This window comes from Pseudomonas sp. NPDC087804, from assembly GCF_044742965.1.
Lineage (GTDB): Bacteria > Pseudomonadota > Gammaproteobacteria > Pseudomonadales > Pseudomonadaceae > Aquipseudomonas > Aquipseudomonas rustica.
In genome coordinates this window covers 18,965-31,809 of record NZ_JBIUVN010000008.1, presented here as the reverse complement: position 1 = coordinate 31,809, position 12,845 = coordinate 18,965, and the positions used below count along the sequence as shown (strand labels likewise).

The following is a 12,845-nucleotide window of genomic DNA, read 5'->3' as shown; positions in this document are numbered from 1 at the left end:
GCTGCCGCAGGCTGCGATCTTTTGACTTTATAAAGCCAGATCAACAGATCGCAGCCTGCGGCAGCTCCTACAGGTTCGTCACCCGACTGATGCTCTCTGCTACCATGTCGCGCAATCGCCCCAGCCCGTGACGACGCCCACCCATGCCCCACGCTTCCCGCTCCACCTCCCTGCCTGAATTGACCGCCCTGTTCGGCGCTGTGCAACAGCACTTCGTCAACGTGATCGTGCCCCTCTGGCAAGGCCCGGGCTGGAACGCCGACATGGCGCTGCCGTACGAGGCGCTGGACGCCGCGCATCAACCCTTGCCACCTCAACGCTATCGCGCGATGGCGTGCGCGCGGCAGTTGTATCTGTTTTCCAGTCTGATCGGGGTTGTGGATAACGCAGAGGTTCGCGCGGCGGCGCTGTTCCGCTCGTTGCAACGGCACTTCCACGATGCCGACCACGGCGGCTGGTTCTACAGCATCGATGCGCAAGGCAAGCCGCTGGATCAGCGCAAGGATCTCTACACCCACGCCTTCATCCTTTTTGCCTGCGCGCACTACTGGGGAAAATCCGGCGATCCGCTGGTCGAGTCAACGTTGAATGCGGCGCTGGAAATCATTGGTCGGCGCTTTGCCACCGGTGATGGGTTGTACGAAGCGTGCCTGAATCGCGACTGGATCACCCTCGAAACCGGCCCTTTGCAAAACCCGTTGATGCACCTGGCCGAAGCCTTCCTCGCCACGCTCGCCGTTCGCGAAGATGCCCAGACCCAAACCGCGTTGCTGGAGTTATGCACAGCCATGCACAAGCGCTTCGTCGATCCGCAATATGGCGTGTTGATGGAGAAACCGCTGGGGGCTGTGGATAACTGGTACGAGCCGGGGCATCAGTTCGAATGGTATTTCCTGCTCGAGTCGTCGCCGTTGTTGCGCGGTTCGAAGCTGCACGCGGCGCTGGATCGCGCGTTTGCGTTTACTGAGCAGCATGGCGTGGAACAGCCGTCAGGCGCGGTGCGGGCGATGCTCGATCTGCGGCAGGATGGGCAGCCGAAGGATTCGACTCAACGAATCTGGGCGCAGGCAGAATATTTGCGCGCGCTGACGTTGCGTCAGGGCAGCGAGGCGGTGGTGGTGCGTCAGTTGCAGGCGTTGCAGCAGCGGTTTCTGCATGCGGGTGGCTGGCATGAATGCCGGGATGAGTTGGGTGAGGTGAGTCGCAAGGACATGCCTTCGACTACGCCGTATCACCTTGCGACTTGCTATAGCGGCCTGGCTGAATATTTGCGCTGATCTCATGGCAAACGTAGTCCAATGTGCTGAGGAGATCTACTGTGGCGAGGGGATTTATCCCCGTTGGGGCGCGAAGCGGCCCTGATAAAAAGCGGGGCCGCTGCGCAGCCCAACGGGGATAAATCCCCTCGCCACAATAAATCCCCTAGCCACAATAAATCCCTTCTCTACAGTAAATCCCTTCTCTACCTAAATCCCCTGCATCACAAATCTGTTCTCAACAGCAATCAGGGTTACATCAGGCAATCCACTTCTTGTCGCCGGTAAAGCTGATAGTCAGCCACCGCGCCGCATCTGGCTTGCCCAGCTTCGCCGAAATTTCCTCGCGCAACGCGTCCAGCTGCCCGACATGGCTCAGTGCATAGTCCGCCGGCAACACCACATGAATCTCGATAAACCGCGCCCGTCCGTGCTTCTGCACGTACGACACGTAATCGTCGAAACCATGCTCAGCCTTCGCCTCTTCCATCACCTGACGCACCTGATCATCCAGCGTGTCCGGCGCTATCCCCAATACATCGCGTAACGCCGGCCCCAGTATCTTGAACGCCGGCGGCAACATGGTCAGCGCCAGCACGATCAGGATCAGCGGGTCGACATACACCGCCCACTGCCCATAACCCTGGGACTTGAGCAGCAGCGCTGCGAGGAAACTGATCAACAGGCCCACAGACAGCATCGCGTCCACCAGCCAGCTGATGTTGTCGAACTGTATCAGGGTCGATTTGAGCTTGCGATTGCGGTGCCGGACGTAGAAGAAATAGGCGAACTCGACCGCGGTAAACACCGCGGCGTAAATAATCACCAGCCCCAACTCGATCTCACGACCGCCGTTGATGATGCCAAACACACCGTTGAGAAACGCATAGATCGCGATCAACAGCAGGAAACTGCCTTCGATCAGCAGCACCATCGGCTCCAGATGCCAGAAACCGAACTGGAAGCGGTGATTGCTTTCCTTGGCGATCAACTTGGCAGTGATCAGCATCAGGACTTTGATGAAGGTGGCGATCAGTGAGAAAAAACCATCAAAAAGGATGGATTGCGAACCAGAAACAAAACCGGTGACGATCCCGGCGATCGCCACGGCGAACATCAGAATGGTCGATTGTTTGAGCAGCGACTGCTCACCTCGGTTACTCACTTTGACTCCTCGAAAAACCTTGAAAACCGCGGGGTGCGGTTGGGTTGTTGCGAGGGGAGTTTACCTCAAAGCCTTGTACTGCCAGTTCTGGCCTCTTCGCGAGCAAGCCCGCTCCCACAGGGAAATACATTTCAAAATGTGGGAGCGGGCTTGCTCGCGAAGAACGATAACGCGGTATTAAGCCTTGTTCCGCTCAATCGCAAAGCCAGCCCAGGTCTGGCTCACCGGCATCAATTCCAGGCTGTTGATGTTGATGTGCGCCGGCGTATTCATCACCCAGAAAATCGTTTCGGCGATGTCCTGCGGCTGGATCGGCTCGGCACCGGCGTAGGTCGCGTTGTAACGCTCCTGATCGCCGGCAAAACGCACCAGCGAGAACTCGCTCTCGCACAGCCCCGGCTCGATGTTGCTGACCCGTACGCCGGTGCCCTGCAAGTCGCAACGCAGGTTCAACGAAAACTGCTTAACGAACGCCTTGGTCGCGCCGTAGATATGGCTGCCCGGGTACGGGTAGTTACCAGCAATCGAACCGAGGTTAACGATGCCGGCGCCACGGCCATGGGCGATCAAACGCGGTAGCAGCAAACGCGTGGCGTACATCAGGCCTTTGACGTTGGTGTCGACCATGGTGTCCCAATCGTCCAGATCGCACTTCGGCGCAGGATCAACGCCCAGCGCCAGACCGGCGTTGTTGATCAGGCCACGCAGCTTGGCGAACGACGGCGGCAGATTGGCAATCGCCTCTTCCATCGCCTTGCGATCACGCACATCGAGCACCAGACCGTGCACTTCGGTTTGCTTCGACAATTCGGCGCACAGTGCATTAAGGCGTTCTTCACGACGACCGGTCAGCACCAGTTTCCAGCCAGCCTCGGCAAAACGGCGGGCGCAGGCTTCACCAAAACCGGACGTTGCGCCGGTGATAAACAGGGTGTTGGACATCGTGTTCTCCTTGCTTCGGCTACCGAGGCAGCCCTTGGAATAGAAAATCAGCCAGCAGCATGCCCGGCCCTGCACTCACGGGCAACACCCACCCATGTGTAGGAGCTGACGAGTGCAACGAGGCTGCGATCTTTTGATCTTAAAAACCAGAATCAAAAGATCGCAGCCTTCGGCAGCTCCTACACGGACGGATTCAGCTCAAAAAATGATCAACCGTAGGAACGCCACACAGGGCGTGGCCTGTAGCCATGTGCGCGCATGTTATCCACAGTCCCTTCCACAGTTTCCGGGGGCAAGTGGAAACGCGCAAAGCCGCGCCGCACAAGGCTTTGCGGGGGAAATAGAAAGTTTTTTGCTTGACCCTGAAGCGGCAGATGTGCGGGACATGGCATTTTGCACGACCAAGCGGTCGACACAGTGATTGCGCGAGGCCAGCAATTACGGTGCTTAGCGAGGTCTTTCCAGAGTTTAATCACAGACTTATCCACAGGCAGGCGCACTGCATATCGACTGCGTTAGCAGCCTTATAAAAAGGTTGACATTGGCGCCTCTCGCTCAGGCAAAAGCGTCTGATCAAAAAACAACCACACCTTTGCAAGCCACGGCTTACAAGGCCTGCAGCCAGATACACCCACGTTATTCACAGCCAGCTCCACAGCAAACGGGGACAAGTCAAAACTGTGGAAAAACAGCCATTTGCAGCGTCTTTATGTCGCGCTTTGGTAGCTTGCCGGATTTGTTTTCCACAATTTGACGGAACAATCGTTTTCCCTGTAGGAGCTGCCGCAGGCTGCGATCTTTTGATGTTGTTTTTTAAGATCAAAAAATCGCAGCCTGCGGCAGCTCCTACAGGGAATTGTGGGTAATAAAAGCCCCGGGACTTGCGTCGCCGGGGCTGTGTAAAACGTGCGAAGAATCAGTGCCCGCCCAGATAGGCGTTACGCACCTCCTCATTCACCAGCAACTCTTTGCCGGTACCGGTCAGGCGAATCTCGCCGTTAACCATCACATACGCCCGATCCGACAGCTTCAGCGCATGGTTGGCGTTCTGCTCGACCAGGAAAATCGTCATCCCGGTTTTCGCCAATTCCCGCAGGGTCGCGAAAATCTGCTTCACCACGATCGGCGCGAGGCCCAGGCTCGGTTCATCGAGCAGTAACAACTTCGGTCGGCTCATCAACGCCCGGGCAATCGCGAGCATCTGTTGCTCACCACCGGACATGGTCATCGCCCGCTGCGTCCGCCGCTCTTCCAGTCGCGGGAACAGCGCGAACATGCGCTGCATGTCCTCTTTGGCGTACTTGTCGCCAATCGGGATGGTGCCCATCAACAGGTTTTCCTCGACGGTCATGTCAGGGAACACCCGCCGTCCTTCCGGCGACTGCGCGATGCCATTGGAAGCGATGTAGTGCGAGGACTTCTGGGTGATGTCGACGCCTTGATAAATGATCTGCCCGCCGGCTGCACGCGGCTGGCCGAAAATCGACATCAGCAGCGTCGATTTACCGGCCCCGTTAGAGCCGATCAGGCTGACGGTTTCCCCCTCGTTGATCTGCAGCGAAACACCTTTGAGCGCCTGGATCGGTCCGTAGAACACGTCGAGGTTTTTGAGTTCGAGGATCGGTTGCGTCATACCAGTTCCTCTTCGTCGGCGCCGAGATACGCCGCAATCACTTTCGGATCATTTCGAATCGCTTCAGGCCCGCCTTCGGCGATGACGATGCCGTGATCCAGCACCACGATGTGGTCAGAAATGCTCATTACCATGCCCATGTCGTGTTCGATCAGCACCACGGTCAGATCGTGCTCGTCGCGCAGCAGCCGGATCATCGCGCTCAGCGCTTCGGTTTCCTGTGGGTTGAGGCCGGCGGCCGGTTCGTCGAGGCAGATGATCTGCGGCCGCGTGCACATGGCCCGGGCAATCTCCAGACGGCGTTGCTGACCGTAGGAAAGTTCACCGGCGAGACGGTTGGCGCAGTCCACCAGATCGACCACTTCCAGCCAGTAGAAGGCAACGTCCAGCGCGTCGCTTTCAGCCTTGCGGTAGCCCTTGGTGTTGAGAATGCCGGCGAGCATGTTGCGGTTGACCCACATGTGTTGGGCCACCAGCAGGTTTTCCAGCACCGACATTTCCTTGAACAGACGAATGTTCTGGAATGTCCGCGCCAGCCCCGCACGGTTCACCAGGTGCGTGCCACCGAACATCTTGTAGTACATGCGACTGAGGAAGGATTTCGGCGAAACGAAATCCGACGCTTTGAACGACTCGCCCAACAACTGGATGACGTTGGTCTGCTGGCCGCGCACGTTGAGCTCGATCTTGCCGCCGGAGGCTTTGTAGAAACCGGTCAGGCAGTTGAACACCGTGGTTTTGCCAGCGCCGTTAGGGCCGATCAAGGCGAAGATCGAGTTGCGTTTGACCTTCAGGCTGACATCGCTCAAGGCCTTGATGCCACCGAAATGCATCATCAGTTTTTCAACAGAGAGTACGACTTCACTCATGGCGCAGTCCTCTCATAGTGAATGGCACCTTTGCGTGGAGTGACCCCGGTACGGCTGATGCGGATCAGCCCGCGTGGTCGCCAGATCATCATCAACACCATCAGGATGCCGAACAGCAGCACGCGATATTCAGCGAAGCCGCGCAGCAGTTCCGGGGCGACGGTCAGCACGAAAGCTGCAATCACCACGCCGATGGTCGAGCCCATGCCGCCGAGGACGACGATGGCCAGGATCAGTGCCGATTCGAAGAAAGTGAACGAGGTCGGGTTAACGAAACCTTGATAGGTGGCGAAAAACACACCGGCCAGACCCGCCGTCGACGCGCCAATGGTGAACGCGGAAAGCTTGACCAGCACGTGGTTGAGGCCCATCGAGCGGCAAGCGATTTCGTCTTCACGCAGGGCTTCCCAGGCACGGCCGACCGGCATCTTCACCAAACGGTGTTTGATGTAGAGCACAGCCAATACCACGAGGAACAACACCGCATAGATGAAGTAGTACTTCACGTCCGGGTTGTAGGCGATGCCGAAGAACTCATGGAACGGCACCCCGCCATCCTTCGCTCGTTTGCCGAACTCCAGACCGAAGAACGTCGGCAGTGGCGCCGGCATGCCGTTCGGGCCGCCAGTCAGCGACAACCAGTTGTTGAGGATCAGGCGAATGATTTCACCAAAGCCCAGGGTCACGATCGCCAGATAGTCGCCGTGCAGGCGCAGTACCGGAAAACCGAGAATGCAGCCGGCAAGGCCCGCGGTGATCGCCGCCAGCGGCAGCACCGTCCAGAAGCCCAGACCGAGGTACTGATAACCGAGCGCCAGACCGTAGGCGCCGATGGCATAAAACGCCACGTAACCGAGGTCGAGCAGACCGGCCAGACCGACCACGATGTTCAGCCCCAACCCCAGCAGCACGTAGATCAACCCGAGGATGACCACGCCCAGCAAATAGGAGTTGGAAACAAACGGCACGATGACGGCCAGCACAATCAGCAGCGGGATGATCCAGCGCAGGCTTGATTTGTGATCGGCCGGCAGCACATGCACACCCGACCCGGTGCTCTCGAAGCTGTCGAGAATTTTCAGGCCTTTGGGGGTTTGCAAGAACAGGCTGAGGGCAAACCGGCCGATCATGACAACGCCAATGATCCACGCCACACGGGTCGATTCGAGGTTGAAGCTGTAACCGTCGAGGACGACGCCGACAATCGGCCCGAATACGATCAGGGCAATGAGGCCGGCAAGAACCGCCTCAACCAGACTTTTTTTGATATCGATGGTTTTTTTAGTGGTTGAAGACATCGCTTACACCTTCGACACAAGAGGACGGCCCAACAGGCCCTGCGGCCGGAAGACCAGAACAAGTACGAGCAGCGAGAAGCTGAACACGTCTTTGTAGTCGGAGTTGACCAGGCCGGAGAACAGCGACTCGGAAATCCCGAGAATGATCCCGCCGAGCATCGCACCGGGCAGAGAGCCGATACCGCCGAGCACCGCAGCAGTGAATGCCTTGATGCCGATGATGAAGCCGGCATAGAAGTCGAACGTGCCGTAGTTCATGGTGATCAACACACCGGCCAATGCCGCCATGGCTGCACCGATGATGAACACGTAAGAGATCACGCGGTCGGTGTTGATCCCCAGAATCGAGGCCATTTTGCGGTCTTGCTGAGTGGCACGGCACATGCGCCCGAGCTTGGTGTACTTGATGATGTAGGTCAGTACGCCCATGCCGACGAACGCGGCCACCAGAATGAAGACTTTGGTGTAAGTCAGTTGCACGAAACCGGTGCCGATGTCGACACGCCACGCGCCAGTCAGCAAGGTTGGCACGCCTTGTTGTTTCGCGCCTTGAGCGATCTGTGCGTAGTTTTGCAGAATCAGGGAGATACCGATGGCGCTGATCAGCGGTGCCAGTCGGGTGGAGTTGCGCAGGGGTTTGTAAGCGACTCGCTCAATGACCCAGCCATACACCGCCGTGACGACGATGGTGAAGATCAGTGTGCCGAGCATCAGCAGCGGGAAAGATTCGATACCGAAGTACGCCAGCAGAGCCAGACTGATTGCCGCCAGGTAAGCAGAAATCATGTAAACCTCGCCGTGGGCGAAGTTGATCATGCCGATGATGCCGTAGACCATTGTGTAGCCGATGGCGATCAGGCCATAGACCGACCCGAGGGTCAGGCCGTTGACCAGTTGCTGCAGGAAAATACCATCCATAACGCAATCTCACGCAGTGAGAACCTGCACGCCTGTGGACGTGCGGCTCTTCTAGGGAAAATACAGATTTACGTCGGAGCAATGTCAGCCACGATTCACCCGTCACCACCGCCCCCTGTAGGAGTGAGCCTGCTCGCGATAGCGGATTAACATTCAACACATGTGTTGCCTGTAACTCCGTCATCGCGAGCAGGCTCACTCCTACAAAGGAACCGTGGGATCAACTGATCGCGTCAGCCCTTACTTCTGTTTTTCCAGCTGGTGATATTTGCCGTCCTTGTCCCACTGGTAAACCACGTAGTCGGAAACTTTCAGGTCGCCCTTCGAGTCCCAGGCTTTTTCGCCCATGACGGTTTTCACCGGATTTTTCTTCAGCCAGGCAGCCGCTTCTTCGCCCTTGTTGGACTTGGCGCCGTTGAAGGCTGCGGCCAGGGTTTGTACCGAAGCGTAGGCGTACAGGGTGTAGCCCTCAGGCTCGGTGCCGGCCTTGCGGAACGCGTCTACCACTGCCTTGCTCTCTGGCAGCATGCGTGGGTCGGCACCGAAGGTCATCAGCACGCCATCCACGAATTGCGGGCCACCCGCGGTGGTTACCAGTTCATCGGTCACAATGCCGTCATCGGACATGAACTTGACGTCTTTCAGGCCTTGCTCACGCAGTTGACGAACCAGCGGACCGGCTTCCGGGTGCAGACCACCGAAGTAGACGACATCGGCGCCAGCGCCACGGATTTTGGTGACGATGGTGCTGAAGTCTTTTTCGCCACGGGTCAGGCCTTCATACAACACTGGCGTCACGCCGCGCTTGACCAGTTGTGCCTTGGTGGCATCCGCCAGGCCTTGGCCGTAGGTGTCTTTGTCGTGCAATACAACGACTTTTTTACCCTTGAGCACGTCGACAATGTAGTCGCCGGCAACGATACCTTGCTGGTCGTCACGCCCGCACATACGGAACATGGCGCTGAGGCCGCGCTCGGTCACTTGCGGGTTGGTGGAACCCGGGGTGATCGCGATTACGCCGGCTTCGTCGTAGATTTCCGAGGCTGGAATGGTGGAAGACGAGCAGAAGTGGCCGACCACGCCAGCGACTTTCTGATTGACCAGATCCTTGGCGACCGTTACCGCTTGTTTCGGTTCGCAGGCGTCATCGCCTTTGACCAGAACGATTTTTTCCCCGTTGACGCCACCTGCCGCGTTGACCGAATCGGCCGCCGCTTGTGCACCCTTCATGTACTGCTCGCCAAATGCCGCGTTGGCGCCCGTCATTGGACCCGCTACACCGATTTTGATATCAGCCTGAGCAAACGCAGAAACACCCAACGCAGTAGCCACTGCGAGGGCCAGAAAGCCTTTCTTGTAAAACGTCTGGGACATGAGGTGGTGCTCCAAGGTTTTTTTTAGTTGGCACTGCGACTTCACTTCACTGAATGCGCAGAGCAAGGGCCGTGCCATCGGTTTTTTATTCTTCAAAAAGTCGCTGCTTTCTTGTTATTTCGACTGTTTCGTTCCCATTTTCATTGGGCGTGCAACCGTCTAAACCGCGGAAGGTGAAACCATTTATTTTTTCAGGCGCAACCCGCATGCGCCATCATAGCAACCGCGGCACCAAACGACGTGCAACCAGCCTGTAACAGCCCGCGTCACCGAACTGCACACTGCTGGTGCGGGACTGCTACAACCCGCACCATTACAGGCTAGTCGCTGCATCGAAAAGCGCCGCTTCCGGCAACATAATTCAACACTCAAATCACGATGCGCAGGCACTGGCCCGCGTGATACAGCGAGAACCCGGCCTCGTACAGGCAACTGCGCAAGCCCACGCCCGCCAAGGGCTGCATCGGTGCAAAGGGAATTGGCAGGGCCTCGGCATTGCCGTTGCACAAGTAATCGGCGAAGGCTTTGCCGACCACCGTGCCAGTGGTAACGCCACGGCCGTTATAGCCCGTGACAGCGACCAGCCCCGGTGCCGGTTCGAACAGACGCATCAGGTGATCGGGCGTAAACGCGATGCGCCCGGTCCAGGTGCATTCCCATTCGACGGGTTTCAGTTGCGGGAAGTAATGCTGCTGCACCCGATCGGCCCAGGCCTTGAGAAACCAGGCCGGTTTTTGATTACCGTTGCCGAGGCTGCCGAGCAATAACCGCCCTTCTTTATCGCGGCGGATGCTGCTCAACACCTGGCGGGTATCCCACGAGCCTTGCCCACCCGGAAGAATCTCCTGCGCAGCGTCTTCGGTCAGCGGCACCGAAGCGACCTGATAGTAATAACCGGGGAAGAAATTGCGTTTGAGTTCCGTCCAGTCGCCCTCGGTGTAGGCGTTGGAGGCGATGACCACTTGTTCGGCGAGCACCGAACCGTGCTCGGTTTGCACCGACCATTTCGCGCCCTGACGCTCGAGTCGAGTGACCGGTGAATGGTCGAACATCTGCCCGCCGAGGCCGAGCACCGCGTTCGCCAGCCCGGTGACATAAGCCATCGGATTGAGCGTGCCGGCGCGACGATCGAGCAACGCGGCGGCGATTTTTTGCGTCCCGGTGGCTTGTTCGCAAGCCTTGCCGGTGAGTAGCTCGACCGGTGCGCCGCGACGTTTCCATTGTTGCTCGCGACTGCGCAGATCGGCCTCGCCCTTGGCGTTATGCGCCATGTGCAGCGTGCCTTCGCGGCGCAATTGGCAATCGATGTTGTACTTGTCCACAAGGCTGAACACCAGCGCTGGCGCGGCGCCGAGCATGCGATTGAGCTGACTGCCGACCGCTTCACCGAAACCGGCTTCGATCTCGTCCGGTGGAATCCACATGCCGGCGTTGACCAATCCGACGTTGCGCCCGGAACCGCCGTGGCCGGCGCGATGAGCCTCTAGCACGCAGACGCTTTTGCCCTGTTCCAACAGATGCAGCGCCGCCGACAACCCGGTAAACCCGGCGCCGATCACGCAGACATCGACTTTGACTTCGCCCTTGAGCGCGGAGTTATCCGGCCTTTGCGGCGTGAGTTTTTCCCACAGACATTCTTCGCGTAACGGCATTGCCAGACTCCAACAGAAACCTAACCAAATGCGCTTGTGGGGCCGCCAAAAGATCGCAGCCTTCGGCAGCTCCTACAAAACCGCAGCCTGGCGCCACCTATGTAGGAGCTGCCGAAGGCTGCGATCTTTTCAGCTTTTCCTCCATCCTCAGTCGAACGTAATGCCCTGCGCCAGCGGCAACTCCAGCGAGTAGTTCACGGTGTTGGTCTGGCGGCGCATGTACCCGCGCCACGCATCCGAACCCGATTCACGGCCACCACCCGTTTCCTTCTCACCACCAAACGCACCACCAATCTCCGCACCGCTCGGGCCGATGTTGACGTTGGCGATCCCGCAATCACTGCCCACCGCCGACATAAACTGCTCAGCCTCGCGCACGTCAGTAGTAAAGATGCACGACGACAACCCTTGCGGCACCGAGTTGTTCAGGCGCAGTGCTTCCTGGAAATCTTTGTAACCAACCACGTACAGAATCGGCGCGAAGGTTTCGCTGCACACCACATCGCTCTGCTCCGGCATTTCAACAATCGCCGGCGACACGTAGTAAGCATTCGGGAACTGATCTTCCAGTTGGCGCTTGCCGCCAAACACCCGACCGCCCTCGCTCAACGCCTGCTCCAGCGCGTCCTGCATGTTTTCGAAACTGTGCTTGTCGATCAACGGGCCGACCAGATTGCCTTCCAGCGGATGGCCGATGCGCACTTTCGAGTACGCGGCTTTCAGGCGGGTGACGATTTCTTCTTTGACCGACTCATGGGCGATCAAGCGACGCAACGTGGTGCAACGCTGGCCGGCGGTACCGACGGCGCTGAACAGAATCGCGCGCACCGCCATGTCCAGATCGGCGCTTGGGCCGAGGATCATCGCGTTGTTGCCGCCCAACTCCAGAATGCTGCGAGCAAAACGTGCGGCGACTTTCGGCGCCACTTCACGGCCCATGCGCGTGCTGCCGGTGGCGCTGATCAGGGCGACACGCGGGTCATCGACCAGCGCTTCACCCGCGTCGCGACCACCGATGATCACTTGGCAAAGATTCGCCGGCGCATCGCTGAAGTTCTTCACCACACGGTCGAACAGCGCTTGGCAGGCCAGTGCGGTCAGCGGGGTTTTCTCCGACGGCTTCCACACCACCGGGTTGCCGCAGACCAGCGCCAGCGTGGTGTTCCACGCCCAGACTGCAACCGGGAAGTTGAACGCGCTGATCACACCGACCACGCCCAGCGGATGCCAGGTTTCACGCATGTGGTGGCCCGGACGCTCGGAAGCGATGGTCAAACCGTACAACTGACGGGACAGGCCGACGGCGAAATCGCAGATGTCGATCATCTCCTGCACTTCACCCAAACCTTCCTGGGTGATCTTGCCCGCCTCCCACGAAACCAGTTCGCCGAGGTCAGCCTTGTATTCACGCAACACCTCGCCGAATTGACGCACCAGCTCGCCGCGACGCGGGGCCGGAATCTTGCGCCATTGCTCGAACGCATGATCTGCGCGACTGATGTGCTGCTCGACTTCGGCCGGGCCTTCCCAGTTCACGGCGGCAATGCGGCTGCCGTCGATCGGCGAATGCACCGGCACTTTGCCGTTCTGATAAAGGGCCGGGTTCACACCAAGACGATCAAGCAATGCGGCAACCATGGGTCACTCCTCAAGCAAAAAACTGAATGTGTGCGGTCGCCATTTCACGACCGGGCAGGCCATTAGTTGTAGCTTCACAATGGCGAGGCAACAAACGACC

Annotated in this window: 10 protein-coding genes; 1 reads left to right on the top strand and 9 read right to left on the bottom strand. The window is 58.4% G+C overall.

The window, feature by feature from the left end:
* Positions 1-143 precede the first annotated feature (143 nt).
* On the top strand, positions 144-1,277 hold the full coding sequence (locus ACIOMO_RS13745; protein WP_401241324.1) for an AGE family epimerase/isomerase: 1,134 nt from the start codon (positions 144-146) through the stop codon (positions 1,275-1,277).
* 238 nt (positions 1,278-1,515) lie between these two features.
* On the opposite strand, the gene ACIOMO_RS13740 is transcribed toward ACIOMO_RS13745, so the two are convergent.
* The 9 genes from ACIOMO_RS13740 to ACIOMO_RS13700 form a co-directional block, all read right to left on the bottom strand.
* Positions 1,516-2,421, bottom strand: coding sequence for a cation diffusion facilitator family transporter (locus tag ACIOMO_RS13740; protein WP_401241321.1), 906 nt, complete (start codon positions 2,419-2,421; stop codon positions 1,516-1,518).
* Between the two features lie 177 nt (positions 2,422-2,598).
* On the bottom strand, positions 2,599-3,363 hold the full coding sequence (locus ACIOMO_RS13735; RefSeq protein WP_053116811.1) for an SDR family oxidoreductase: 765 nt from the start codon (positions 3,361-3,363) through the stop codon (positions 2,599-2,601).
* A 916-nt stretch (positions 3,364-4,279) separates the two neighbouring features.
* Positions 4,280-4,996: an ABC transporter ATP-binding protein gene (locus ACIOMO_RS13730; protein WP_053116799.1), complete on the bottom strand. Its 717-nt coding sequence runs from the start codon at positions 4,994-4,996 to the stop codon at positions 4,280-4,282.
* Positions 4,993-5,865: an ABC transporter ATP-binding protein gene (locus tag ACIOMO_RS13725; RefSeq protein ID WP_053116798.1), complete on the bottom strand. Its 873-nt coding sequence runs from the start codon at positions 5,863-5,865 to the stop codon at positions 4,993-4,995. Before ACIOMO_RS13725 ends, ACIOMO_RS13730 begins: the two co-directional genes overlap by 4 nt.
* Entirely contained in the window at positions 5,862-7,163 is a 1,302-nt protein-coding gene (gene livM, locus ACIOMO_RS13720) for a high-affinity branched-chain amino acid ABC transporter permease LivM (protein ID WP_401241317.1), read from the bottom strand. The genes ACIOMO_RS13725 and livM overlap by 4 nt, the downstream gene beginning before the upstream one ends.
* A 3-nt stretch (positions 7,164-7,166) precedes the next feature.
* A complete protein-coding gene (locus ACIOMO_RS13715; RefSeq protein WP_053116796.1) occupies positions 7,167-8,081 on the bottom strand; it encodes an ABC transporter permease subunit in 915 nt (304 codons plus the stop codon).
* 240 nt (positions 8,082-8,321) lie between these two features.
* On the bottom strand, positions 8,322-9,455 hold the full coding sequence (locus ACIOMO_RS13710) for an ABC transporter substrate-binding protein (protein ID WP_053116795.1): 1,134 nt from the start codon (positions 9,453-9,455) through the stop codon (positions 8,322-8,324).
* 368 nt (positions 9,456-9,823) lie between these two features.
* Positions 9,824-11,107 carry an NAD(P)/FAD-dependent oxidoreductase gene (locus ACIOMO_RS13705; protein ID WP_400750793.1) on the bottom strand — a complete coding sequence of 428 codons (1,284 nt, stop codon included), beginning with the start codon at positions 11,105-11,107 and terminating at the stop codon, positions 9,824-9,826.
* Between the two features lie 147 nt (positions 11,108-11,254).
* The gene (locus ACIOMO_RS13700; RefSeq protein WP_401241313.1) at positions 11,255-12,745 is read right to left on the bottom strand and encodes an aldehyde dehydrogenase family protein; all 1,491 of its coding nucleotides are present in this window, start codon (positions 12,743-12,745) and stop codon (positions 11,255-11,257) included.
* Positions 12,746-12,845 lie beyond the last annotated feature (100 nt).